Raw genomic sequence first — 24,583 nt, 5'->3', positions numbered from 1 at the left:
GTGTGCCCGAAGTCACCGACGCCTGGGCGTCACCGTCGGCACGCTCTAGCCGGGAAGGACCGGGATCGCCGCCATCCCGGCCAGTCCGGGTACCTCGCGCCAGTACCGGTCGCCCGCGGGATCGCGGTTGTTGAGCTGGAAGACCGTCCGGGAATCGGCGACGAACTCGCTGGCCGTCGACGCCTCCACGGCCACCACCGGAGGGGTGAGATTGCGGCTCGGGAGTGCGTCGATGCGTGAGCCGTCCACCGCGACCTGCACGACAGGCACGTCGGTCGACGCTCGGGAGACGACCATCGTGTCGGCCGTGCTCCAGTCCAAGGCGAGCGCGGGACCGCCGAGGCCGAAGCCGATCTCGCGCGGGTTGGCGAGCGAGTACTCGCCGGTCGTGGTCGGTACGACCGTCGCGACGAAGACCCGTCCGTCGATGATCAGGGCGGCGCGGACACCGTCGCGCGACAGGCGCAGCTCGGTGATGCGGCCCCCGAGGGCACGGATCGCACCCGCTTCGACGCCGACCACGGTGACCCGCCCCGTGCCGGGCTCGCGCACCGCACGCACTACCGCCGTGCCGTTGACGACGGCCCACACCGAGTTGTTGTTCGGTGACCAGGACGGCCGGGTGATCGACTCCCCGTCGACCGCGGGTTCGGCAGCGCCTTCGCTGTAGGCACCGACCATCAGCTGCACGGCCGGCTCCGGTGCCGGTTTCCCGGTGTTCTCGACGGCGGCGACGAGTTCCCCGTCCAGCGACAAGGCGACGGACTGCAGATCGTCGGACATGCCGAAGAAGCTGCGGACCGGTGTCACGCCGGTCTCGGCGACGCTTACCAGCGTCCCGTCGAGCAGCGCGTGCAGGCCCACCGTCACGCTCGATGCGGCAAGGGGGTTCATCGATGCCACGTCGGCGGTGGTCCACCCGTTCGGGAACCGTTCGTCGAGGGGCTGGCCGTCGGCGAGGAGCTGGTACGGGCCGCTGATGTCTGCGTTGGCGAGGGTCCAGATCACCTGCGCGGCGAGCAGTTCGCGATCCTGCCGGCCCATCGAGCCGACCCCCTGGAAGTCGATGCGGATACCGCCGAGTCCGACGCCGACGTCGGTCGTGCGGCCGTCCGCCTTCGTCACCGAGCCGATGACGGTGACGTCCTCGAGGAGATTCTTGACCGCAGGTGCGAGGACCTCTTTCGGCCCTTCGACGAGCAACCCGATCAACTGCGACGCCGTCTGTTCGGGGGTACCCGTGATCCAGCGGGGGTCGGGGACGACGGCGGTGCCGGTCGGGTCGAGGAAGTACAGAGAGCGGCGCTGATAGGTGTTGAGGAAGCGCGGGCGGTCCATGATGACGCCGGCCGGCAACCGGTCGATGCGCCACTCCCCGTCCGTGCGGACCAGGGAGAACCGCGCCTCGAACTCCCCGTCGGCGGGACGGTAGATGCCTCCCTCCTCGAGGTAGCCGACGGTGCTGGCCCGCACCACGTAGGTGGCGCTGTCGCCGTCGCGTTCCTCGACGAGGACGTCGACCTTGTCGACGATCGTCGCGCTCGCAGCGTCGTCCCAGGACTCGGACATCGTGGGGGTGAGGAACTGCCGGGCCGCGCGGTGGCGGTTGGTCGGATCCGTGCTCGCCTGCAGGAAGTCGCGCAGGAGCAGGTCGGGTTCGCGACCGGGCACGGGAGCGGCGACCTCGGTGGTCGCGGGGCCGCGTTCAAGGGTTCCGATGGCCTGCGGTGACGACGAATCCGGCAGCGTGGCGCATCCCGACAGCACGAGTCCGGCCACGGTCAGGAGTACGACGAGCACGCCCGCTGCACGCGGAGTCGAGCGGCTCATGTATTGGCTCCTTCGGACGATGTGCTCGCAGGGTCGGTCGGGATCTCTCCCGTCGAAGGCCGCTCCGGGGTGTCGTCACCCGGCGGGGGCTTGCCCTGTACGGCCTTCGCGGCGCTGGGCACGAGAGGCAGGGGGCTGCGACCCACCTTACGTCCGCGTTCGCGCGGGAGGGTGAGCCGGAAGCTGGCACCTCGTCCCGGTTCGCCCCACGCTTCGAGCTTGCCGTTGTGCAGGTTGGCGTCCTCGACGCTGATCGCGAGACCGAGGCCGGTGCCGCCGGAGCGCCGGACCCGCGACGGATCGGAGCGCCAGAACCGGTTGAAGACGAGTTTCTCCTCCCCCGGTCGCAGGCCCACGCCCTGATCGCGCACGACGAAGGCCGCGGCCGCGTCGTCGGCGCGCAACCGCAGCAGGATGGGTTTGCCCTCGCCGTGATCGATCGCGTTGGCGAGCAGGTTGCGCAGGATGCGTTCGACGCGGCGCGGATCGACGTCGGCCTCGACGGACTCGTCCGGAAGGTCGACGATGAGCTCGGTGGCGGTCTCGCGGGCGAGGTGCCGCACGGTCGAGACGGCCGCACGCGCGCACATCCGCAGATCGAGTCGTTCGGAGGCGAGTTCGGCGACACCCGCGTCGTGCCGGCTGATCTCGAGCAGATCGTTGAGGAGGCTCTCGAAGCGGTCGAGTTCGGCGACGAGCAGTTCGGAGGACCGCTTGAGGACGGGGTCGAGCTCGTCGCTGCCGTCGTGGATGAGGTCGGCGGCCATACGGACGGTCGTGAGCGGGGTGCGCAGTTCGTGGCTCACATCGGAGGTGAACCGTTTCTGCAGGTTGCCGTACTCCTCGAGCTGGGTGATCTGCCGCGACAGGCTCTCGGCCATCTCGTTGAACGACATCGCCAGGCGCGCCATGTCGTCCTCACCGCGGACCGGCATGCGTTCCTTGAGCCGTCCGTCGGCGAAGCGCACGGCGATCCGGGAGGCCGACCGGATGGGCAGCACGACCTGCCGCGCGACGATCATCGAGATCGCGGCCAGCAGCACGAGCAGGACCACGGCACCGACGAGCAGGGTGCCGCGGACGAGGGCGAGGGTGCGTTCCTCACCGCCGAGCGGGAAGACGAGATACAGCTCGAGTGTCGAGATGTCGGAGTCGGTGGGGCTGCCCATGATCAGGGCCGGCCCGGTGTAGCCGTCGGGATCGGCGACCGTCGCGAACTGGTACGCGATCTGCCCGTTCTGGACGAAGGCACGCAGGTTCTGCGGGATCTGGTCGGCGGGCCCGCTCGAGGTGGGGGCCCGCGGACCGTCGCCGGGAACGATCAGGACGGGGTCGAAGGTTCCGGCGACGCCGGTGTCCTGTCCCCCGTCGCTGCCACGGCTGGTGAGGATCGCCGCGGCACCGTCGAGGCGGACCGCGAGCGAACCGGAGTCGTCGGCGCCCGCGAGTTGTCCCTCGACGAGTGCGCGCGAGCGATCCATCTCCTCGGTCGCCGCGTCGATCTTCACTTCGAGCAGTCGGTCGGTGATCTGGCTCGTGAGTACCACTCCGAGCACGAACATGACGATCAGCGACAGCGTGAGGGTCGAGGTCACGACCCGGAGCTGCAGGGATCGTCGCCAGGTGTGCGCGAGTCGGCTGCTCATCGACCGCGACCACCTCACCAGCGGCAGCGTCCTACGCGTGATACGCCGCCGAAGCCGGTAGGTTCGAATCACGGCGGTCCGGCCTTGTAGCCGACCCCCCGCACCGTGAGCACCGCCTCGGGATTCTCGGGATCCTTCTCGACCTTCGCGCGCAGACGCTGGACGTGGACGTTCACGAGCCGGGTGTCGGCGGCGTGCCGGTAGCCCCAGACCTGCTCGAGCAGGACCTCACGGGTGAACACCTGGCGCGGCTTGCGTGCGAGCGCCACGAGCAGGTCGAACTCGAGGGGCGTGAGCGAGATCGCCTCGTCGCCGCGGGTGACCTTGTGGGCGGGGACGTCGATGGTGATGTCCCCGATGTTCAGGACCTCCGCCGGTTCCTGCTCGGTGCGACGCAGCCGGGCCCGCACGCGTGCGACGAGCTCCTTCGGCTTGAACGGCTTGACGATGTAGTAGTCGTCGGCGCCCGATTCGAGGCCGAGCACGACGTCGACGGTGTCGGACTTGGCGGTGAGCATCACGATCGGCACACCGGAATCCGCGCGGAGCACACGGCACACGTCGATGCCGTTCATGCCGGGGAGCATGAGATCGAGCAGGACGAGGTCTGGCCGGATCTCGCGCACGGCACCCAGCGCCTGAGTGCCGTCCCCCACCACGAACGGTTCGAATCCCTCGCCGCGCAGCACGATCGTGAGCATCTCGGCCAGCGCGGTGTCGTCGTCGACTACCAGAATCCTCGGCTTCATAGCCTCTATCGTGTCACCCCTCGAACGTCGTGAAGCAGATTTGAGATGTCAACGGCGAGTTGTCGCGGGGAGGTCTGCGGGCCTGCGACCTCCCACGGAGACATCCACTGCTGCTGCGCGAGCCCGTCGTAGACCGCGCCGGTGCGCTCCTGCAGACCGGCATCGCGCTCGTAGGCGTCGCGATCGCGGTCGACCTCGGTCGCGGCGCGGTTACGGGCACGCTCGGCGGCGAGGGCGACCGGAACACGGAGCAGCACCTGCAGATCGGGCACCGGAAGCCCGAACCGTTCGAACTCGAGACGGCGGATCCACTCCACCGCCGGGCCGGGCGCATCCTGGTTCCGGCGCGCCGCGGTGTACGCGGCGTTGGACGCGACGTACCGGTCGAGCAGCACGATATCGTTGTCGGCGAGCAGCTTCCGCAGCTCGTCGGCAGCATCGCGACGGTCGAGCGCCCACAGCAACGCCATCGCCTCGACGCTCGAGGCGGTGTCGCCGTGCTGCCCGCGCAACGCCTCCGCGCCCAGATCGGCGTGGATCGACTGCCCGTACCGCGGGAAGGCCAGCGTCGCGACCTTCCGTCCAGCCTCGCGCCAGGTCTCGACGAGACCGGCGGACAAGGTCCGCTTGCCGGCCCCATCGAGACCCTCGACGACGATCAGATCACCCATGTGCCCTGTGATTTCCGATCACTCATGCGCTCTGCGTTCCCGTCGAGTTGCCGGGATCAGTAGCGGTAGTGCTCGGGCTTGTACGGGCCCTCGACGTCGACGCCGATGTACTCGGCCTGCTCCTTGGTCAGCTTCGTGATCTGTCCGCCGAGTGCCTCGACGTGGATCTTCGCGACCTTCTCGTCGAGGTGCTTGGGCAGGCGGTAGACCTCGTTGTCGTACTGGTCGGGCTTGGTCCACAGCTCGATCTGGGCGATCACCTGGTTGGCGAACGAGTTGCTCATCACGAAGGAGGGGTGGCCCGTGGCGTTGCCCAGGTTGAGCAGGCGGCCCTCCGACAGGACGATGATCGAATGGCCGTCGGCGAAGGTGAACTCGTCGACCTGCGGCTTGATGTTGATCCGCGTGACGTCGGCGGCCCGCTCGAGGCCGGCCATGTCGATCTCGTTGTCGAAGTGGCCGATGTTGCCGAGGATGGCCTGGTGCTTCATCGCCTTCATGTGCTCGAAGGTGATGATGTCCTTGTTGCCCGTGGCGGTGATGACGATGTCGGCCTGGCCGATGAAGTCCTCGACCGTCACGACGTCGTAGCCGTCCATCATGGCCTGCAGGGCGTTGATCGGGTCGACCTCGGTGACCGAGACGCGTGCGCCCTGGCCGCGCAGGGCCTCGGCGCAGCCCTTGCCGACGTCGCCGTAACCGCACACGAGCGCGGCCTTGCCGCCGATGAGGACGTCGGTACCGCGGTTGATGCCGTCGAGCAGCGAGTGCCGGGTGCCGTACTTGTTGTCGAACTTGCTCTTGGTGACCGAGTCGTTGACGTTGATCGCGGGGAACGCGAGCTCGCCGGCCGCGGAGAGCTGGTACAGGCGCAGGACGCCCGTGGTGGTCTCCTCCGTGACGCCCTTGACGGACTCGGCGACGGTGGTCCACTTCTTCGAGTCGGCCGCGAGCGAGCGGCGCAGCAGCTCGAGGAAGACCTTGTACTCTGCGGAGTCCTGCTCTTCGTCGCTCGGCGGGACGACGCCGGCCTTCTCGAACTGGGCGCCCTTGAGCACGAGCATCGTGGCGTCGCCGCCGTCGTCGAGGATCATGTTGGCGGGTTCGCCGGGCCAGGTGAGCATCTGCTCGGCCGCCCACCAGTACTCTTCGAGGGTCTCGCCCTTCCAGGCGAACACCGGGACGCCCTTGGGCTCCTCGGGGGTGCCGTGCGGGCCGACGACGACGGCCGCGGCGGCGTGGTCCTGGGTGGAGAAGATGTTGCATGACGCCCAGCGCACCTGCGCGCCGAGGGAGACGAGCGTTTCGATGAGCACAGCGGTCTGGACCGTCATGTGCAGCGAGCCGGAGATCCGTGCGCCCTTCAGCGGCTGCACCTCCGCGTACTCGCGACGCAGCGCCATCAGGCCCGGCATCTCGTGTTCGGCGAGCCGGATCTCCTTGCGCCCGAACTCGGCGAGGGACAGATCGGCGACCTTGAAATCGAGACCGTTGACCCGGTCGGCTACGAGCGTGGTGTCAGACACGTGCAGATGCCTCTTCCTGTCGGCAGACGATGTTGGTTCCAGGCTATACAACCTGCGCAAGAAGAGGCCCGGCAGATCGTCCCCCGACGGGATCCGTCCGCCGCACCTTCCGGTACGACGCCCGGACGTCAACCGCGTATGGCGGCCCGTTCGACGAACGGCACGAGCAGATCGGCGAGGTCGGCGGCGACATCACGCCCCGAGGCCGGGGGCATCGAGACGAAGCTCAGCGCGACCCGCACGACAGCGCGCGCGAGGATCCCCGCGTCGGATTCGGACGCCGCGATCCAGCTGTGGTGGAAGGTCTCCGTGAGGCGACCGGCGCCCCGCTCGAGGATGGGGGCGGCGTCGGTGGTGATCAACCGCAGCAGGTCGGGTTTGGCCTCCCCGCTCAGCAGCGACTGCACCAGGGGGTCGGCGGCGGACGCCTCGAAGAAGAAGGTGAATCCGTCCACGAGCGCGGCCCGCGCGTCGCCGACGTGGGCGTACACCGAATCGGCCACCGCATCGACGAACTCGTCGACCAGACGCAGCGCATATCCCTGGGCGAGCCCCTGCCGGGAGGAGAACTCCTTGTACAGGGTCTGCCGGCTGATACCGGCGGCTCGGGCGACGTCGCTCATGGTGACGGCCGACCAGTCGCGTTCGTGTAGCAGCTCGCGCATGGCGTCGAGGATCGTCGAGCGCAGCAGCACCCGACTTGCCTCGTGGAAGGGAACCCGCGCGTTCGGCATGGTGGGAACGCTCTCACGCACGGATGTGCTCGTCAAAGCAAGACGGGTAGTGATCCCCCGTGCAGCGGTTCACCGGCGGACGATCTCGACCATCTCGAAGTCGGCCTTGGCGGCGCCGCAGTCCGGGCACGACCAGTCGTCGGGGATGTCCTCCCACCGGGTGCCGGGTCCGATACCCTCGTCGGGCCACCCTTCGGCCTCGTCGTATTCGAATCCGCAGACGAGACAACGGAACAGACGGTAGTCGGCACTCACTGGGTGTACTCCTCGAAATCGGTCTTCTCCCGGACTCCGCAGTCGGGACACGGCCAGTCGTCGGGCACGTCGGACCAAGGGGTGCCGGCCGGAAAGCCCTCACGGGGAACGCCGGCGGTCTCGTCGTACACGAACTCACAGACGGGACAGCGGTAGGACGCCACGATCACTCCCCTTCCGCAGTAGTGGGATCCGATGCTCCGTAGCGGGCCAGGATCTTCTCGCGTCGACGCGGTTCGATGTTGACGCGGGTGATGTCGCCGTCGTAGTGGTCGAGCACGCGGTGGTCCATGACCTTGCGCCACAGCGGCGGGATGTAGGCGAGGGTGATCATCGTCGCGTAACCCGCGGGCAGTTGCGGTGAGATCTCCATGCTGCGCAGGGTCTGGTAGCGCCGCGTGGGGTTGGCGTGATGGTCGCTGTGCCGCTGCAGGTGGTACAGGAAGATGTTCGTCACCAGGTGGTCACTGTTCCAGCTGTGCGTGGGCGAGCAGCGCTCGTAGCGCCCCTTCGCGGTCTTCTGCCGCAGCAGACCGTAGTGCTCGAGATAGTTCACGGCCTCGAGCAACGAGAACCCGAACACCGCCTGGATCACGAGATACGGCGCGATCGACAGACCGAAGACACCGAGGAGCACCGCGTACAGCGCGACGGAGATCGCCCACGCGTTGAGGACGTCGTTGTGCACGCTCCACACCGGCTTGTCGAGCCGTTCGAGGCGGGCCCGTTCGAGGCGCCACGCCGACCGCAGGCTGCCGACGACGCTGCGGGGCAGGAATCGCCAGAAGCTCTCCCCGAACCGGGCAGAGGCCGGATCCTCCGGGGTGGCGACCCGCACGTGGTGGCCGCGATTGTGCTCGATGTAGAAGTGCCCGTAGAACGACGGGGCGAGCGCCCACTTCGACAGTCGCCGTTCGAATTCGATCTTCTTGTGGCCGAGTTCGTGTGCCGTGTTGATACCGATGCCCGCGACCACGCCGACCGAGATCGCGAGTCCGATCTTCGACATCACGCCGAGCCCGCCGTCGATGCCGAGCCAGGACAGGTCGTCGGCCGACCAGAGGTAGCAGGCGAAGACCAGCGACGCGAACTGGAAGGGCAAGTAGAGGTAGGTGCAGTAGCGGTAGAAGCGGTCGTTCTCGAGTTGCTCGAACAACTCGTCGGGTGGGTTCTCGCCGTCGGGGCCGACGAACAGGTCGAGCAGCGGGACGAGGACGTAGATCAGCAGGGGGCCTATCCACCACAGGACCGGGGTGACGCTCTGCAGCCCGAGTTCGTTACCGCCCCACACCAGGGCGGCGGCGACGAACAGCGCCGTCGGGGGCACCAGCCCCAGAAGCCACAGATGGCGTTTCCGGTCGCGCCACTGAAGGTCGGGTCGATCCACCGAATCCGCGGATGCCGTACTCATGTCGGGTCTCCTTCATCACCGTTGATGGCGCCGGGCACGCCACCGCACAGTGACGCACACCACTCATATCTTGACTCTAGGCCACTGTTCGTCCTAGGTCTAGACATATAGCCGATTTTGTAAATCTCACGAAGGTGCATCCGGAAACGACGAAGGCGAGCCCGTGCGGGCTCGCCTTCGGTTCGATTCCGTCCCTACCGGGACTCTGCTTCAGGACTCGTCGGTCGCCGATCCCGGCATCTCCCCGAGCCGGGCCCGGAAGACCTGGGTGTCCGCGGCACAACCGTGGACGGTCGGATTCCGGTCGCACGCCGACAACCACGCCGAGTCGCCGGGCCTCAGCGTCACCGACTCGCCGTCGCACTCGACGCGGGCATCGCCTGCGGTGCACAGCAGGATCTGTGGTCCGTCGGCACCGACCCCGAGGGCGTCGCCCGCGCCGAGATCGATGCGGGACAACGCGAACTCCGGTGCCGGGGTGCGGTAGCGGCGTTCGATCGGACTCTGCCCCGACCCGGTCTCCGCCGAGGCCTCCGGCACGGCTTCGAGAATCGGCACCGAGGCCGCACCGAAGTCGAGCACCCGCAGCAGTTCGGGCACGTCCACGTGCTTCGGGGTGAGACCACCGCGCAGCACGTTGTCGGAGTTCGCCATGACCTCGACACCCATGCCGTGCAGGTAGGCGTGCAGATTTCCCGCGTCGAGGTACAGGCCCTCGCCCGGCTGCAGGGTGATGCGGTTGAGCAGCAGCGAGGCGAGCACTCCGGCGTCGCCGGGATAGAAGTCCGCCAGCTGCAGGGCCGTGCGTACCTCCGGAACGAAATCGCGTTCGCCGTCCCGTCCGGCCGCGAGATAGGTGACGCAACCGTCGAGCACACGCGGCAGCAACGCTGCGAGAGCGGGCGGGGGCAACGTGATCCAGGTGGTGAACAGCGCCCGCAGACCGCTCGAATCGGGTTGGCCCGCGAGCAGTCCCACATAGGGGTCGAGTTCCGGCACGGCCAGCGCCTCGAACAGCTCCACGGTCCGTTTCGGGTCACGGAAGCCGGCCAGGGCCTCGAACCGGGTCAGCGCCACCACGAGTTCGGGCTTGTGGCTGGCGTCCTTGTAGTTGCGGACGGGCGAGTCGATCGGGATGCCGAGTGCTTCCTCACGAGCGAAGCCCTCGGCCGCCTGGCCGGCGCTGGGATGCGCCTGCAGCGACAGCGGCTCCTCCGCCGCCAGTAGCTTGAGCAGGAAGGGCAGGCGGGGACCGAACGCCCCCACCGTGCGATCACCGAGGTGTCGCTGCGGATCGGCCGACAACACGTCGAGCAGCGAGTGCTCGTCGCCGTCCGGATCCACCAGCCTGGCGGGATCGGCCGGGTGCGCACCGAGCCACAACTCGGCCTCGGGATGATGGGACGGCACATTGCGGCCACGCAGGGTGGCGATCGCGGTCCGCGATCCCCAGGCGTACGAGCGCACCGCACCTTCGAGTCGGTGCACTATCTCCCCCCTGCCAATCCGAGATATGCGGCCGCCATCTCTGTGCGGACGGTCAACACTGCCACCTGTTCCAGCACGGTCGGAACCGTGCTCGATTCGAATTCTCCGATCACGGACATCAATTCCACATCCGGAAGTGCCGCCGTCCTGCGCTGCGCCGCCGAGCGGTCGGGGTCGGTGCTGAGCACGAACACCCGTGCCGGTGCGATCGGCGCCGGTCCGTCCAGCTCCTCGTCGTGGAAGAACGGGTCGTAGTTCTCACCGCTCGCGGTGACCACATTCGTGAGCCGGTCGCGCGCGACCAGCACGTCGCTCAGTGCCGCAGCGCCGGCGACCACACCCGCCTCCTGGAGCAGGGCCTCCGACGCGTGCCGTGCGAGCACCGTCGTCGCGGCGGAGTCTCCCGCGAACGCCACGCGACGCGACTGCATGCGCACCGCGAGCGACTTTGCGGGATTGTGGAAGACCTCGTTCGCCGGATGATTGCGCGCCGCTTCCTCGTCGGCCGTGTCGGCGACCTCGGCGAGCGGCGGGACACCGGTGATCCGGACGGCGCGCTGCAACACGCCGAGCACCGCACAGAACACCGCGACGTGCCGGGCGAGCACGTACCGGGTCTGGACCCGGACGCGCGGCGGCAACAACATCGCGCGACCGGCCGAGACCGCCCGCACCGGACCTTCGTCGGGGGCGTCGACGACGACCTCAGCGCTGCGACGCAGTCCGGCGTCGATGCTGCGCGCCAACTCTGGATCGCCGGCGTCGTTTCCCGAGACCACCACGACATCGAGCGCGCCGACCCACGGCGGTGTGGTCGGCGCGGAGATCAGCGGTACACCGGCCTGCCCACCGAACATCGCGACGACCAGTTCCGCGGCCGAGCGGGCGCGGGCGTCGGTGCCGACGAAGACCACACTGCGGGGGTGCATGTCGGTGAGCCGGCCGAGCAGACCTTCGTCGACCGCCGCGGCGACCGCGCGGATCTGGGCGCCGCCGAGGGCCGCGCTCCTGAGGATGCCGTCGACATCGGCGGCGAGAACACCGCCCGCATCGTCGAAGTCGAACAGCGGTGAGGGTGCCGTCACGACCGCATCACCTTCCTTCCGCCGCCGCGACCTCGGCGAGCCGGCTGACAGGGCCCGGTGGGGCCACCGACCCGAGATCGGTGCTCCGCCGAACCGACACCGGCACGACCTGTCCCGGCACTTCGATTATTCCCGTTGTCCCTCCGCCTACGCACGAACGACGGAAAGGATCTCCTTCACCAATGCCTCGACCTCACCGTCCGTGCGGGCCTCCACGTTGAGCCGCAGCAACGGCTCGGTGTTGGACGCACGCAGGTTGAACCATGCGTTGTCGGGCAGGTCGACGGTGACACCGTCGAGCCGGTCGATCGAGACCGCGCGGTCCTCGAACGCCGCGACGACGGCCTCGGTGCGCTCGGCAGCATCGGCGACCGTCGAGTTGATCTCGCCCGACGCCGCGTACCGGTTGTAGGAGCTCATCAACTCGGAGAGCGGACCGTCCTGCGAGGCGAGTGCGGCGAGGACGTGCAGCGCCGCGAGCATGCCGGAGTCGGCACCCCAGAAGTCGCGGAAGTAGTAGTGCGCCGAGTGTTCCCCGCCGAAGACGGCACCGGTCTCGGCCATCTGCTGCTTGATGAACGAATGCCCGACCCGGGTGCGCACCGGCTTGCCGCCCTGCTCGGCGACGAGTTCGGGCACCACGCGCGAGGTGATGAGGTTGTGGATGATCGTCGAGCCGGGTTCCTTGGCGAGTTCGCGGGCGGCGACGAGCGCCGTGACCGCGGACGGGGTGACCGGCTCGCCGCGCTCGTCGACGACGAAGCAGCGGTCGGCGTCGCCGTCGAAGGCCAGGCCCACGTCGGCACCGGACTCGACGACCAGACGCTGGAGGTCGACGAGGTTGGCGGGGTCGAGGGGGTTGGCCTCGTGGTTCGGGAAGGTGCCGTCGAGTTCGAAGTACAGCGGCACGAGATCGACGGGCAGGGCACCGAAGACGGCGGGGACGGTGTGGCCTCCCATGCCGTTGCCGGCGTCGACCGCCACCTTCAGCGGACGCATCTCCGCGAGATCGACCAGGCCGCGGACGAACGAGGCGTAGTCCTCGAGGACGTCCTGCTCGGTGATGTTGCCGCGCTCGCCGTCGTAGGCGGGCACCCCCTCGACGAGGTCGGCGGAGATCTGCGCCAGACCGGTGTCCTGACCGACGGGCTTGGCACCGGCACGGCAGAGCTTGATGCCGTTGTACTTCGCGGGATTGTGGCTGGCCGTGAACATCGCGCCGGGTGCGTCGAGCAGGCCCGACGCGAAGTAGAGCTGGTCGGTGGATGCGAGGCCGATCAGCACCACGTCGAGTCCCTGGGCGGTGACCCCGTCGGCGAAGGCCTGCGAGAGCGAGGGGGACGAGGCGCGCATGTCGTGCCCGATCACCACACGGTCCGCGCTGCCCTCACTGCGCAACAGGCGTGCGAACGACGCTCCGACCTCGCGGACGAACTCTTCGTCGATCTGCTCTCCGACGACACCCCGTACGTCGTAGGCCTTGATGACTGCTGACACCGACTCGGCAGCTCTCGCCACTGTATTAGCTCCTGAACTCGACTCGTGCGATACCGTCCTCCGCGACATCGCACTCGCTCAGCCTAGTGCGAACGGCTCAGGACGTGGGATCGGGAAGAACACGCAGGTGACCGCGTCGGCCGGTGCGTGCGGTGGGAGGCACGACGGCCCGTTGGGGTTGCTCGGCGTCGTCGTCGCTCGCGTCGGAACGGGAACGCTCCCCCAGACCGGCCTCGCGTACGGCCTCGGCGAGGGCGGTCAGATCGTCCTCGTCGGGGGTGGCCGACGAGAACGCTCCCTCGTATCGGACGAGTTCCCAGCCCTTGGGTGCCGTGATGCGCGAACCGTGCATCTCGCAGAGATCCCACGAGTGCGGTTCCGCGACGGTCGCCAAGGGACCGACAACGGCAGTGGAGTCCGAGTACACGTAGGTCAGCGTCGCAACAGCAGGGTTCTTGCACCCAGGCCGGCAGCATCGACGCAGTGTTCTCACGACTGGGAGCGTAGCGCGCCGGACGCGCCAGGACTATTCGGACACACCGAATGGGTGGAGCGATTTTCGTGTCGTAGTGTCCATGGCATGGTCCGCGCACGACGTTCCCGCCCTGTGTCGTCCCGTGCCGTGGCACGCCGCGGCAGGGGAATCCGCGGTCCCCTGTTCCCGCAGAGCCTGCCGGCGTGGAAGACACGCGCAGAGAAATTCGACCTGCTCGTATTGGGGGCGTTCGCGCCGATCGACGCGCGCTGGCACGACCGCCTCACCAAGCTCGACATCGCCGTCGACGAGGTCCCGAAGATCCGGGCACGCGACCCCGACTCGGTCAACTGGCCGGACGAGGTGGTTGCCGACGGGCCGGTGCCGCTGTCCCGGCTCGTGCCGGCGGGGATCGATCGACGAGGCGCTGCCACCCGGGCGCGGATCGTGTTGTTCCGCCGACCTCTCGAGGTGCGCGCGAAGGATCCGGACGATCTGACGGATCTGGTGCACGACGTCCTCGTGCACCAGGTGGCCACCTATCTCGGCGTCGAACCGGAAGTGGTGGATCCGACACTCGACGAGGACGACGAGGACTGAGAAACGTTCCGGATACATGACGAAGGCCGGGTTGCTCGTCCCCCACGGCCGCAACCCGGCCTTCGTCATCCGATTCGGTGTTTCACACGGTCCCGCACTCCCCGTACCGGGCCGAACTCCTCGTCAGACTATTCCGCGCTTGAGGCGACGGCGTTCCCTCTCGGAGAGCCCGCCCCAGATACCGAACCGCTCGTCGTGAGCGAGAGCGTATTCGAGACATTCGTCCCGGACCTCACACCCCATGCAGATGCGCTTGGCCTCTCTGGTGGAGCCACCCTTCTCGGGGAAGAATGCCTCCGGATCGGTCTGCGCACAGAGCGCACGCTCCTGCCACTGCTCCTCGCCGTCCGCTGGGTCACCGAATCCCGAGATCAAACTCAGGACGGGCACCCCGACGTCCGGGTAGTCACAGACGGCCTCGACTTCAGTATCGCTTCGAGTGAGCTCGAAGCTGTCGCGCTCGCCGGCCATTGTCCCTCCTCACCTGCAGCGCCGAATCATGACCGGGGATCAACCCGCTGCCATCCTTCGAATACTCGTTCGAATGCGGGTTCACCGCAAGGGATCTCGAATTCGATTATCGAATGACATGTATGTGATTAGACACTTCGGGTGTGTCGCGGTCAAGCGGAGCGGCGTTGTTCACATATCATCGGCCGCTTTGCCGAAACGCGTTTCGGACGGTGCTCGACCGGGTAGGCGACGCACCGCTTAGGCTTGGGCCGTGAATGTGACTGTATTGGTCGGAGGTGTCGGTGGGGCGCGTTTTCTCTCAGGTTTGCGCCGGCTTCTCGATATTTCTCCGGGCGTGGAGCCGAATCCGGACGCGGCACACCGCATCACCGCGATCGTCAACGTCGGCGACGACGTGTGGATGCACGGCCTGAGGATCTGTCCGGATCTCGACACCTGCATGTACACCCTCGGCGGTGGGATCGACACCGAACGCGGCTGGGGCCGCGCCGGTGAGACCTGGAACACCAAGGAGGAACTCGCCGCCTACGGGGCGATCCCCGACTGGTTCGGTCTCGGCGACCGCGACATCGCCACCCACCTCATCCGGACGCAGATGCTGCGGACCGGCTATCCGCTCTCCGCGATCACCGAAGCACTGTGCACGCGGTGGAAGCCGGGTGTGACCCTGCTGCCGGTCTCCGACGACCGCAGCGAGACCCACGTCGTCATCACCGATCCCGAGGACGGTGAACAGCGGGCCGTGCACTTCGAGGAATGGTGGGTCCGCCACCGCGCCCAGGTGCCCACCCACAGCTTCGCCCACATCGGCGCAGAAGAGGCAGAGCCCGCTCCCGGTGTGCTCGAGGCGATCGAGAACGCCGACGCCGTCGTTCTGGCCCCGTCGAACCCCGTCGTGAGCGTCGGAGCGATCCTCGCGATCCCCGGTATCCGTGGGGCGCTGCGCACCACGTCGGCGAAGGTCGTCGGCCTGTCCCCCGTCATCGACGGCAAGCCCCTGCGCGGCATGGCCGATGCGTGCCTGGACGTCATCGGAGTGGAGACCACCGCCGAGGCGGTCGGCCGGTACTACGGCGCCCGCTCGGGCACAGGCATTCTCGACGGCTGGCTCGTGCACTCGACCGACAACGCCGAGGTGCCAGGCGTCGAGGTCCGATCCGTTCCCCTGCTCATGACCGACACCGACGCGACGGCCGAGATGGCCCGCGCCGCCCTCGACCTCGCCGGAGTGACCCTGTGATGCCGGACGCCGTCGCCGACCCTGCAGTGCGCGACCACGCGCCGGGCGGCCCGATCGAGATCCTGCCCGTCGCCGGGCTTCCCGAATTCCGGCCCGGCGACGACCTGGCCGCAGCCGTCGCGCAGGCCGCACCGTGGCTGGCCGACGGGGACGTCCTCGTCGTCACCAGCAAAGTGGTCTCGAAGGTCGAGGGACGGATCGTGGCCGCGCCCACCGATCCCGACGCCCGCGACGCGCTCCGCCGGCGCCTGGTGAACCAGGAAGCGGTGCGCGTGCTGGCACGCAAGGGCCGCACCCTCATCACCGAGAACAAGCTCGGCATCGTGCAGGCAGCCTCCGGCATCGACGGATCCAATGTCGACAGCGCCGAACTCGCGCTGCTGCCCGAGAACCCCGATGCGAGCGCAGCGGCGCTCCGCGAACGGATCGGTGCGCTGCTCGGCGTCCGGGTCGCCGTGGTGGTCACCGACACCATGGGCCGCGCCTGGCGCAACGGCCAGACCGACGCCGCGATCGGCTCGTCCGGGCTTCCAGTCCTGCACGGCTACGCCGGCTCCCACGACTCGCAGGGCAACGAACTGCAGGTGACGTCCGTGGCGGTCGCCGACGAGATCGCCGCCGCAGGCGATCTGGTCAAGGGCAAGCTCGGCGGTGTGCCCGTCGCCGTGGTACGCGGACTCGGCCTGCCCGACGACGGATCCACCGCCCGCGCCCTGATCCGCAGCGGCGAGGACGACCTGTTCTGGCTCGGCACCGAGGAGGCTCTCGAACGCGGTCGGCGCGAGGCGCTGCTGCTGCGCCGGTCGGTGCGGCAGTTCGCCTCCGAGCCCGTCGATCCCGAGGATCTGCGCGAGGCGGTCGCCGAGGCCCTCACCGCACCCGCACCTCATCACACCCGTCCGGTCCGGTTCGTGTGGGTGCGCACCGAGCAGGTGCGCCGCCGGCTCCTCGACCGCATGCGCGACAGGTGGGCCGAGGATCTCCACGGCGACGGACTCGACCCGGTGGCCGTCGAACGCCGGATCTCCCGCGGCGCGATCCTCTACGACGCACCCGAGGTGATCGTCCCCTTCTGGGTGCCCGACGGCGCACACCACTATCCGGATGCCCGTCGCACCGCGGCCGAGGCGACGATGTTCACCGTCGCCGCCGGCGCCGCGGTGCAGGGCCTGCTCGTGTCCCTGGCCACCCGCGGGCTCGGCAGCTGCTGGATCGGTTCGACGATCTTCGCTCCCGAGGTGGTCCGCGAGGAACTCGGTCTTCCCGCCGAGTGGTCGCCGCTCGGGGCGGTCGCCGTCGGTTACCCGCTCACCGAACCGGAACCGCGCGAACCCGCGGACCCGGGCGACGCCCTCGTGGAGCTGTAGTCGTGTCGGCGCGTTCCCTGCACGCCTCGGCGATCGACCGGCTCACCGCCTGGCGCACCGACTCGGAAGACGCCGAATCGCTGCGGCACACGATGCTGGCGTTCCTCGATTCGGCGCCCGACGGGTGCCTGCGCGAACACGTGCCCGGCCACATCACGGCGTCGTCGATCGTGCTCGACGCCGACCACCGCAACGTGTTGCTCACCCTGCATCCGCGGGTGGGGCGGTGGATCCAGCTCGGCGGTCACTGCGAGCCGTCGGACGACACGGTCGTCGACGCGGCCCTGCGCGAGGCCACCGAGGAATCCGGCATCGCCGATCTGGTGATCGATCCGGAACTGCTGTCGGCGCACACGCATCCGATCACGTGCTCCCTCGGCGTGCCCACCCGTCACCTCGACCTGCGGTTCCTGGTGACCGCACCCGTCGGTGCCCGGCCGGTGCGCAGCGACGAATCCACCGACCTGCAGTGGTGGCCCGTCGACGCGCTTCCGTCGGAGGCCGAGCACGAGACCATCGCGCACATGGTCCGGCTCGCCGCGGCCCGACGGGCCTGAGACGCCGCGGCCCGACGGGCCTGAGACGACCACGCTCGTCCCGGTGGGTTGCCGGGACGAGCGTGAGGTCGGAACCGGGCCGTGAGGTCAGAACCGGACAGGGCCGAGGTCGGGGTATTTCGGGGTGATGCCGTCGCCGGAGGATACTCCGCGCAGCCGCCGGCCCACCCAGGGGACGAGGAACTCGCGCATCCACGCGCGGTCCGCGGCGCGTTCCTGGGCCCGTGTGAGGACGGGTGCCTCGTCGAACTCCACCGGTCCGAGACCGTGTGCGACGCCCAACAGATCGAGCACGCGGATCGCCATGTTGTGGTGGCCGGCCGCGGACATGTGCAGCCGGTCGAAGTCCCACATGCGCAGATCGCGGTACTCGTCGAACCGCCAGAAGTCGACGATGGTCGCCCCGTGTCGATCGGCGATCGCCCGGACGAGTTCGTTGTACACGGCCCAGCGGCCGCGCAGCATCCCGAAGACCGGCGCCCAGCTGCCGTCGTAGGCCGTCCACATCAGGATGCGGGCGCCGGTCGCGGCGAGCTTGCCGATCGCCTCGTCGTATTCCGCCGCGAGCGCGTCGAGGTCGAGCTTCGGACGCATGAGGTTGTTGCCGCCGGCATAGATCGTCACGAGATCGGGACGCATCGCCACGGCGGTCTCGAGCTGCTCGTCGATGATCGGTCGCAGCAACCGGCCCCGGATGGCGAGGTTCGCGTACGCGAAGCTCTCCGAGTGCCGCGCCAGCTCACTGGCGACGAGATCGGCCCAACCGCGCAGCCCGTTGGCACGCGCCGGATCCGGGTCGCCGACTCCCTCGGTGAACGAATCACCGAGGGCCACGTATCTTTCGAAACCCACTTCGACCTCTCGACTCACACGTCGGTACTGAACCGGATACCGCCGTCGGGGATCTTCACTCCCGGCCACACCCGGGCACCGCGCAGCAGCTCGCATCGCGCACCGATATCGGCGCCGTCACCGATCACACCGTCGCGGATCAAGGCCCGCGGACCGACCCGTACACCGAAACCGATGATGCTCCGTTCGACCACCGCACCGGCCTCGACCCGCGCACCGTCGAAGATCACCGCGCCGTCCAGGCGGGCACCCGCACCGATCTCGGCGCCGCGGCCGACGACCGTGCCCCCGATGAGCAGGGCGCCCGGGGCCACGGAGGCACCCGGATGCACGAGCGACTCGCCGCGCTGCGGCGGGAGCGCCGGGGACGGAGCGATACCGCGGACCAGATCGGCCGAGCCGCGGACGAAATCCTCCGGGGTTCCCATGTCGCGCCAATAGGCCGCGTCGACGTGCCCGAACACCTTCTTGCCCTCGGTCAGCAGCGCCGGGAACACCTCGCGCTCCACCGACACCGGACGGCCTTCGGGGATCTGCTCGATGATCTCGCGGCGGAAGACGTAGCAACCGGCGTTGATCTGATCGGTCGGCGGATCCTGAGTCTTCTCGAGGAAGGCGGTCACCCGGCCGTCCTCGTCGGTCGGCACACAGCCGAAGGCACGCGGATCGCTCACCCGCACCAGGTGCAGGGTCACGTCCGCCTCGGTCCGCACGTGGGTGTCGAGCACCGCACCGAGATCGGTGCCACCGAGCACGTCGCCGTTGAAGACCATCACGTTGTCGGCGCGCAGCCTCGGCAGCACGTTGCGGATACCGCCGCCGGTGCCGAGCGGCTCGGTCTCGGTGACGTACTCGATCTCGAGCCCGAAGTCGGAACCGTCGGCGAAGTGCTGCTCGAAGACCTCGGCCTTGAACGAGGTGCCGAGGACGACGTGTTTGATGCCTGCCTCACGGATCCGCGCGAGCAGATGGGTGAGGAAAGGCACCCCCGCGGTGGGCAGCATCGGCTTGGGTGCCGACAGCGTCAACGGGCGTAGCCGCGTGCCCTGTCCGCCGACCAGAATCACCGCATCGGTGTGCGGTGCCGACTCACTCGTCATCGTCTCCCCTGTTCACTGTCGTGCCGACCCGAATGTTCCGGTCGGTCCTCCCGTTCCGACGCTCCCGCACGGCCGCTGCGACCGCCACTCGCGATCGCACCGCGAGCCCGGCCCGCAGAGCCCACCGCAGCGGTGCCTGCCACCCGTGGGGGTGACGGTCCGCCTGGAAGCGGTAGGCACTCTCATGATGTGCCGGAAGCATCAGTTCGGGGTGCCGTCCGGCCGCGTGGCCCTTGGCGTGCGTGACCACCGCGGACGGCACGTACACGTTGAGCCAGCCCGCTCGTCCGAGCCGGTCGCCCAGGTCCACGTCCTCCATGTACATGAAGTACCGCGAATCGAAGCCGTCGATCGAATCGAAGGCCGCTCGCCGTAGCAGCAGGCACGATCCGGACAGCCAGCCCACGGGGCGTTCGCTGATCTCCTCGTTCTCCTGCCGGTAGCGACGCGTCCACGGATTGGCCGGCCAGACGGTGCCGAGCAGCGCGTGACCGGCACCGGAGGCGAGGGTGGGGACGGTGCGTGCCGAGGGGTAGACGCTTCCGTCGGGTTCGTGGATCAGCGGCCCGAGCGAGCCGGCTCGCGGCCAGCGACGCGCCGCCTCGAGCAGTTCGTCGATCGAACCGGGGTGCCACCGGACGTCCGGGTTCGCGACGATCACGAACTCCGCGGACGGGTCGATCTCGGCGACCGCGCGATTGATCGCCCCGCCGTATCCGATGTTTCCCCCGGTCCGGAGCAGTCGCACGTTCTCGTGTGCCGCCTCGGCGGCCTCGGGAGCACCGTCGATCGAACCGTTGTCGGCCAGGATCACCTGCGTCGGCAGAACGGTCGCGGAGGTGAGCGAGGTGAGAAAGTTCTCGAGGTGCTCACCGGGCGAATAGGTCACCGTCACCACGGCCAGCGTCGAATCCACGCCGGTCACCTTAGCGACCTCGACGGTGTGCGACACCTCACGGGCCGTTTCCTCCCACGTCATCGCGCGGGCGGCACGGTTCCGCTACCGGCGATCGCCTCGTGCAGTGCCTCCCGCCACGGACGGAAGCGCGTCAGGCCGGCACCGATCCAGGCACTGTCGTCGAGCACCGAATAGGCCGGCCGCGGCGCGGGGCGGACGAACTCGTCGCTGCCACAGGGTTGCACCCGCTCCGGGTCGGCGCCGATCTCCTCGAAGACCGCCCGGGCGAGGTCGAACCACGTCGCTTCTCCGGCGTTCGTGGCATGCAGAATCCCACCGGGGATCCGGTCACCGTGCTCGGCGAGTTCGATCAGTCCGTCGGCCAGGTCGCGCGCGTAGGTGGGGCAACCGCGTTGGTCGTCGACGACGCGCAGGGTCTCCCGCTCGCCTTCGAGCCGCCGCATGGTCGCGACGAAGTCGTTGCCGTCGCCGGTGTACACCCAGGCGGTGCGCACGACGTGCGCGGTGGGAAGCACCTCCAGCACCGCCCGTTCACCGGCGAGTTTGGTGCGGCCGTAGGCCGTGCGCGGGCCGGTCGGCGCGTCCACGCAGTAGGGCTCGGTCGCGTCGCCGGCGAAGACGTAGTCGGTGGAGACATGGACGAGACGGGCACCTTTGTCGGCACAGACGGCGGCCAACACGCCCGGGCCCGTGCCGTTCACCACAGCGGCCCGGTCCTCGTCGGTCTCGGCCGCGTCGACGGCGGTGTACGCGGCGGCGTTGATCACCACGGATCCCGGTTCGACCGCGGCGGCCACGGCCTGTGGATCGGTGATGTCCACCTCGGACGATCCGACACCGCGGATCGGTATCCCCGCCGCGGTGCCGCGGTTCACGAGATGACGGCCGAGCTGGCCACGGGCTCCGGTGACGAGAACGCTACGCACTCGGAGAAGTCTGGCACGCCGGAGTGGTGCGCGCCGGGCGAGCGTCCCCACCAGTAGCCTTCAACCGAGAGGTACATCCACAGACCCCGTACCACCCACAGGAGGAGTACCAGGTGCCGCCAGAGCCGCGTCGCCGCACCGGCCGACGTCCCGCCCCCACGGGACGTCGCACCCGCGCGGGCGATCCGACAGCTGCCGACGGCAGGTACGGGTCGGATCCCGGTCCCCGGCAGTCCCGGCGTTCCGCGCGTCGCGAGCCCCCCTCACGCAGCCCCGGAGCACCGGCGGAGGCACGGGTGTACAGCGGAAGGCCGTGGCAGATCGCCGTCGCGATCGCGGCGTGCCTCGTGCTGGTCGTCACCGGTGCGGCGTGGCGCAGCGTCGACGCGCTGCAGTCGTCGCTGGCCTCGGTCCGCGGCCTGGCCCTCGGCGACGGCGAGGACGGCGCCGTCGACATCCTGCTGGTGGGCACGGACAGCCGCACCGACGCGCACGGCAATCCTCTCTCCCAGCGCGAGCTCGACGCGTTGCGCGCCGGCGAAGAAGTAGCGAACAACACCGACACGATCATCCTGATCCGCGTGCCGAACGACGGCCGGTCGGCCACTGCGATGTCGATCCCCCGCGACACCTACGTCGAGGTGCCCGAGATCGGGATGTCGAAGATCAACGCGGCCTACGGCGCCACGAAGGCGAACCGGCGCGCCGAGCTCGTCGAAGCGGACGCCGACGCGACCGAGGCCGAACTCGAGAAGGAATCGACCCAGGCAGGCCGGGAGGCGCTCATCGAGTCGGTCGCCGACCTGACGGGTGTGACGGTGGACCACTACGCCGAGGTCGGACTCCTCGGCTTCGTGCTGCTCACCGACGCCGTCGGCGGTGTCGAGGTGTGCCTGAACGCACCGGTCGACGAGCCGCTGTCGGGTGCCCGTTTCGATGCCGGTGAGCAGACCCTGCAGGGTTCGGACGCACTGAGCTTCGTCCGCCAGCGTCACGACCTGCCGCGCGGCGATCTCGACCGGATCGTGCGGCAGCAGGTGTTCATGGCGTCGCTGGCACAGAAGGTGCTCAGCGCCAAGACGTTGTCCAACCCGTCGAAGGTGAGTCAGCTGACCGCCGCAGTGCAGCGCTCGGTGGTGCTCGACTCCGATTGGGACATCATGGCGCTCGCGACGCAGTTGCAGGGCCTCGCCGGTGGCGACGTGACCTTCTCGACGATCCCGGTGCAGGACATCAACGCGATGACCGACTACGGCGAGTCGGTCGTGCAGGTCGATCCGGACGAGGTGCGCTCCTTCGTCGCCGAGTTGATCGGCCGCGAACCGGACGGCAGCGAGACCACCTCGACCCCGGTGCCCGCTCCCGACATCGACGCGTCGACCGTTACGGTCGACGTCGCGAACGCCGGATCCGTGTCCGGCCTGGCCTCCCAGGTCTCCACGGCTCTGTCCGAGGAGGGCTACGTCGAGGGCGAGGTGGGCAACTACACCGGTTCCGGTGTGGGCACGTCGACGGTCTTCGGTGCCGATGAGGACTCCGACGAGACCCGCGCGGTGGCCGCGGCGCTCGGTGGTCTCGCCACCGAGTCCGATCCCTCGCTCCCGGCCGGCACCGTGCGGGTCGTGCTCGCCGGCGACTACACCGGCCCCGGCTCGTCGTCGTACTCCGGTTCGTCCACCGCCGCATCCGCCTCCGACATCGGCGTGAGCCCGGCCGGTGGCACCGCCACCCCGGCTCCCGCCGCACCGCCCATCGATGCGGGCTCCGACGGCCCGCGCTGCGTGAACTGACACCTGTGTGAACCGACAGTCGCGCGAACAGAATCCGAGAAGAAGGACATCGTGACCACCCTGACCGACGCACTGCTCGACCCGATCCTCGCCGAAGATCCGGCGGGTCCGCGGATCACCTGGTACGACGACGCGACCGGCGCGCGGATCGAACTGTCGGCGCTCACCCTCGCCAACTGGGCTGCCAAGACGGCCAATATGATTCGCGACCAGTTCGGAGTCCTTCCGGGAGGTCGGGTGGCGGTGCTGCTTCCCGCCCACTGGCAGAGCGCCGCGGTCCTGCTGGGCGTGTGGTGGGCAGGGGCCGAGGTCGTCCTCGACGCCGACCCGGATGCCGATCTCGCTCTCGTCACCCCCGACCGGTTGGACGAGGTCGACACGGTTGCCGAGGTCGCGGCGTTGTCGCTCGACGCCTTCGGTGCCCCCGTGCGCGACCTGCCGCCAGGGATCACGGACTATGCGACGGACGTGCGGATGCACGGCGACCAGTTCCGATCCTCCGGTGCGGGCGACGCGGTGCTCGCCGGACGTTCGCAGTCGGACGTGCTCGCTGCCGCCACGGAGTCGGCGTCGGCGGCGGGTATCGGCAGCGGCGACCGCGTGTTGTCGTCCCGGTCCTGGTCGCAGCCCGACGCTCTCGTCGCCGGACTGCTCGCGGTGCTCGCGGCCCGGGCGTCGCTTGTACAGGTGAGCAATCCCGACCCGGAGGCCACCGAACGCCGCGTCGCGAGCGAGAAGGTCACGGTTCGTCTGGACGGGTGATCCCGCGCTCCGCGCGGTAGCCGCCATCGGCGAGTCCCGCCTCGATCTCGAACCTGTTGCGGGACCCCGGGTTGCGGAGTTCCTCCCACAGATAACGCACCGCGAAGCCGATGCCGTAACGGGCCCACTGGTCCGCGTGTACGGATTCGTGGCGCAGCAGCGCCCGCGTCGGTGGCCTACGGGTGAGGAAGACACCGCCGACGGTGGTGCCGCCGCGCGCGAAGCCACCGCGCATACCGCTGCAGACGAACAAGCCGAACTCGTCGTCGAAGGACACCGAGCCGCCCCAGGCCCTGCCCCACACCGTCGCGAGCGCGGTGACGAACCGCACCGACGGGACCCCGCGCGACACCCGTATCGCCCTGGCACGCTTCCGGCCCCGTCCCGACACGGCTCGAGCCTACGCCGACTCGATCGGTCCGATCCTCTGCCGACTTCGTCGGCCTGATTCTCTGCCGACTTCGTCGGCCTAGTTGTAGTTCCCAGGCAGGTTGTGAACGGCGTGCCGCCACGAGATAGGTGAGGACCTCCGGTATCGGTGTGGTTACCACACACACCCCGACTACCGGAGGGCCCTCATGACACACGCTAACGCCTATCTGACCCCACGTGGCCGATTGGCCCTGGCC

At 69.0% G+C, this 24,583-nt stretch carries 25 protein-coding genes; 6 read left to right on the top strand and 19 right to left on the bottom strand.

Going from position 1 to position 24,583, the window contains the following annotated elements; all coding sequences use genetic code 11:
- Nucleotides 1–45: 45 nt before the first annotated feature.
- The 13 genes from lpqB to ACQR3U_RS15160 all read right to left on the bottom strand — a co-directional run bounded on the left by lpqB (nucleotide 46) and on the right by ACQR3U_RS15160 (nucleotide 13,385).
- Entirely contained in the window at nucleotides 46–1,830 is a 1,785-nt protein-coding gene (gene lpqB / locus ACQR3U_RS15220) for an MtrAB system accessory lipoprotein LpqB (protein ID WP_230810826.1), read from the bottom strand.
- Complete coding sequence (mtrB, locus tag ACQR3U_RS15215) at nucleotides 1,827–3,476, bottom strand: MtrAB system histidine kinase MtrB (protein WP_019288499.1); 1,650 nt, start codon at nucleotides 3,474–3,476, stop codon at nucleotides 1,827–1,829. The genes lpqB and mtrB overlap by 4 nt, the downstream gene beginning before the upstream one ends.
- A gap of 68 nt (nucleotides 3,477–3,544) precedes the next feature.
- The gene (mtrA, locus tag ACQR3U_RS15210) at nucleotides 3,545–4,225 is read right to left on the bottom strand and encodes an MtrAB system response regulator MtrA (RefSeq protein ID WP_269065772.1); all 681 of its coding nucleotides are present in this window, start codon (nucleotides 4,223–4,225) and stop codon (nucleotides 3,545–3,547) included.
- A gap of 5 nt (nucleotides 4,226–4,230) precedes the next feature.
- Nucleotides 4,231–4,896, bottom strand: a complete 666-nt coding sequence (locus ACQR3U_RS15205) for a dTMP kinase (protein ID WP_230810827.1) — start codon at nucleotides 4,894–4,896, stop codon at nucleotides 4,231–4,233.
- Between the two features lie 56 nt (nucleotides 4,897–4,952).
- Nucleotides 4,953–6,422, bottom strand: a complete 1,470-nt coding sequence (ahcY, locus tag ACQR3U_RS15200; protein ID WP_006550214.1) for an adenosylhomocysteinase — start codon at nucleotides 6,420–6,422, stop codon at nucleotides 4,953–4,955.
- 128 nt (nucleotides 6,423–6,550) lie between these two features.
- Nucleotides 6,551–7,156: a TetR/AcrR family transcriptional regulator gene (locus ACQR3U_RS15195; RefSeq protein ID WP_039584805.1), complete on the bottom strand. Its 606-nt coding sequence runs from the start codon at nucleotides 7,154–7,156 to the stop codon at nucleotides 6,551–6,553.
- A gap of 69 nt (nucleotides 7,157–7,225) precedes the next feature.
- Complete coding sequence (locus tag ACQR3U_RS15190; RefSeq protein WP_006550212.1) at nucleotides 7,226–7,411, bottom strand: rubredoxin; 186 nt, start codon at nucleotides 7,409–7,411, stop codon at nucleotides 7,226–7,228.
- A complete protein-coding gene (locus tag ACQR3U_RS15185) occupies nucleotides 7,408–7,575 on the bottom strand; it encodes a rubredoxin (RefSeq protein ID WP_006550211.1) in 168 nt (55 codons plus the stop codon). The genes ACQR3U_RS15190 and ACQR3U_RS15185 overlap by 4 nt, the downstream gene beginning before the upstream one ends.
- Before the next feature lie 2 nt (nucleotides 7,576–7,577).
- A complete protein-coding gene (locus tag ACQR3U_RS15180; protein ID WP_230810828.1) occupies nucleotides 7,578–8,822 on the bottom strand; it encodes an alkane 1-monooxygenase in 1,245 nt (414 codons plus the stop codon).
- Between the two features lie 210 nt (nucleotides 8,823–9,032).
- Nucleotides 9,033–10,310, bottom strand: a complete 1,278-nt coding sequence (gene manA / locus ACQR3U_RS15175; protein WP_217579629.1) for a mannose-6-phosphate isomerase, class I — start codon at nucleotides 10,308–10,310, stop codon at nucleotides 9,033–9,035.
- Nucleotides 10,310–11,395, bottom strand: coding sequence for a hypothetical protein (locus ACQR3U_RS15170; protein WP_033097092.1), 1,086 nt, complete (start codon nucleotides 11,393–11,395; stop codon nucleotides 10,310–10,312). Before ACQR3U_RS15170 ends, manA begins: the two co-directional genes overlap by 1 nt.
- Nucleotides 11,396–11,542: 147 nt before the next feature.
- Nucleotides 11,543–12,913 (bottom strand): phosphomannomutase/phosphoglucomutase, encoded by a 1,371-nt coding sequence (locus ACQR3U_RS15165; protein WP_019288507.1) that lies wholly within the window; start codon nucleotides 12,911–12,913, stop codon nucleotides 11,543–11,545.
- Between the two features lie 76 nt (nucleotides 12,914–12,989).
- On the bottom strand, nucleotides 12,990–13,385 hold the full coding sequence (locus tag ACQR3U_RS15160; RefSeq protein ID WP_170318468.1) for a DUF3499 domain-containing protein: 396 nt from the start codon (nucleotides 13,383–13,385) through the stop codon (nucleotides 12,990–12,992).
- A gap of 87 nt (nucleotides 13,386–13,472) precedes the next feature.
- Here ACQR3U_RS15160 and ACQR3U_RS15155 point away from each other — a divergent pair, with 87 nt between their 5' ends.
- Complete coding sequence (locus ACQR3U_RS15155; protein ID WP_033097091.1) at nucleotides 13,473–13,967, top strand: metallopeptidase family protein; 495 nt, start codon at nucleotides 13,473–13,475, stop codon at nucleotides 13,965–13,967.
- A gap of 123 nt (nucleotides 13,968–14,090) precedes the next feature.
- On the opposite strand, the gene ACQR3U_RS15150 is transcribed toward ACQR3U_RS15155, so the two are convergent.
- Nucleotides 14,091–14,357, bottom strand: a complete 267-nt coding sequence (locus tag ACQR3U_RS15150) for a WhiB family transcriptional regulator (protein WP_167414258.1) — start codon at nucleotides 14,355–14,357, stop codon at nucleotides 14,091–14,093.
- Nucleotides 14,358–14,691: 334 nt separating this feature from the next.
- On the opposite strand from ACQR3U_RS15150, the gene cofD reads away from it, so the two are divergent.
- The 3 genes from cofD to ACQR3U_RS15135 are packed head-to-tail and all read left to right on the top strand — an operon-like array spanning nucleotide 14,692 to nucleotide 17,605.
- Nucleotides 14,692–15,681 (top strand): 2-phospho-L-lactate transferase, encoded by a 990-nt coding sequence (cofD, locus tag ACQR3U_RS15145; RefSeq protein WP_230810829.1) that lies wholly within the window; start codon nucleotides 14,692–14,694, stop codon nucleotides 15,679–15,681.
- The gene (locus tag ACQR3U_RS15140) at nucleotides 15,681–17,048 is read left to right on the top strand and encodes a coenzyme F420-0:L-glutamate ligase (RefSeq protein ID WP_064060266.1); all 1,368 of its coding nucleotides are present in this window, start codon (nucleotides 15,681–15,683) and stop codon (nucleotides 17,046–17,048) included. The genes cofD and ACQR3U_RS15140 overlap by 1 nt, the downstream gene beginning before the upstream one ends.
- Before the next feature lie 2 nt (nucleotides 17,049–17,050).
- Complete coding sequence (locus ACQR3U_RS15135) at nucleotides 17,051–17,605, top strand: NUDIX hydrolase (protein ID WP_039584813.1); 555 nt, start codon at nucleotides 17,051–17,053, stop codon at nucleotides 17,603–17,605.
- 87 nt (nucleotides 17,606–17,692) lie between these two features.
- Here the strand turns inward: ACQR3U_RS15135 and ACQR3U_RS15130 are convergent, their stop codons facing one another.
- Genes ACQR3U_RS15130 through rfbD form a run of 4 tightly spaced genes read right to left on the bottom strand, consistent with a single transcriptional unit; the run spans nucleotide 17,693 to nucleotide 21,402 of the window.
- Complete coding sequence (locus ACQR3U_RS15130) at nucleotides 17,693–18,457, bottom strand: SGNH/GDSL hydrolase family protein (protein ID WP_230810830.1); 765 nt, start codon at nucleotides 18,455–18,457, stop codon at nucleotides 17,693–17,695.
- Between the two features lie 14 nt (nucleotides 18,458–18,471).
- Entirely contained in the window at nucleotides 18,472–19,557 is a 1,086-nt protein-coding gene (locus tag ACQR3U_RS15125; RefSeq protein WP_006550199.1) for a sugar phosphate nucleotidyltransferase, read from the bottom strand.
- The gene (locus ACQR3U_RS15120; RefSeq protein ID WP_051121505.1) at nucleotides 19,547–20,473 is read right to left on the bottom strand and encodes a glycosyltransferase family 2 protein; all 927 of its coding nucleotides are present in this window, start codon (nucleotides 20,471–20,473) and stop codon (nucleotides 19,547–19,549) included. Before ACQR3U_RS15120 ends, ACQR3U_RS15125 begins: the two co-directional genes overlap by 11 nt.
- Nucleotides 20,474–20,532: 59 nt before the next feature.
- Entirely contained in the window at nucleotides 20,533–21,402 is an 870-nt protein-coding gene (gene rfbD / locus ACQR3U_RS15115) for a dTDP-4-dehydrorhamnose reductase (protein ID WP_006550197.1), read from the bottom strand.
- 296 nt (nucleotides 21,403–21,698) lie between these two features.
- On the opposite strand from rfbD, the gene ACQR3U_RS15110 reads away from it, so the two are divergent.
- A complete protein-coding gene (locus ACQR3U_RS15110) occupies nucleotides 21,699–23,192 on the top strand; it encodes an LCP family protein (RefSeq protein WP_006550196.1) in 1,494 nt (497 codons plus the stop codon).
- 51 nt (nucleotides 23,193–23,243) lie between these two features.
- Nucleotides 23,244–23,954: a TIGR03089 family protein gene (locus ACQR3U_RS15105; protein ID WP_230810831.1), complete on the top strand. Its 711-nt coding sequence runs from the start codon at nucleotides 23,244–23,246 to the stop codon at nucleotides 23,952–23,954.
- Here the strand turns inward: ACQR3U_RS15105 and ACQR3U_RS15100 are convergent.
- Nucleotides 23,932–24,306 (bottom strand): hypothetical protein, encoded by a 375-nt coding sequence (locus ACQR3U_RS15100; RefSeq protein WP_033097089.1) that lies wholly within the window; start codon nucleotides 24,304–24,306, stop codon nucleotides 23,932–23,934. The two genes, ACQR3U_RS15105 and ACQR3U_RS15100, sit on opposite strands and share 23 nt — an antisense overlap.
- Nucleotides 24,307–24,583 lie beyond the last annotated feature (277 nt).

The sequence above is a fragment of the Rhodococcus sp. IEGM1339 genome, assembly GCF_050321925.1.
Classification (GTDB): domain Bacteria; phylum Actinomycetota; class Actinomycetes; order Mycobacteriales; family Mycobacteriaceae; genus Rhodococcus; species Rhodococcus pyridinivorans.
This window is presented reverse-complemented; position numbering and strand designations above follow the sequence as displayed.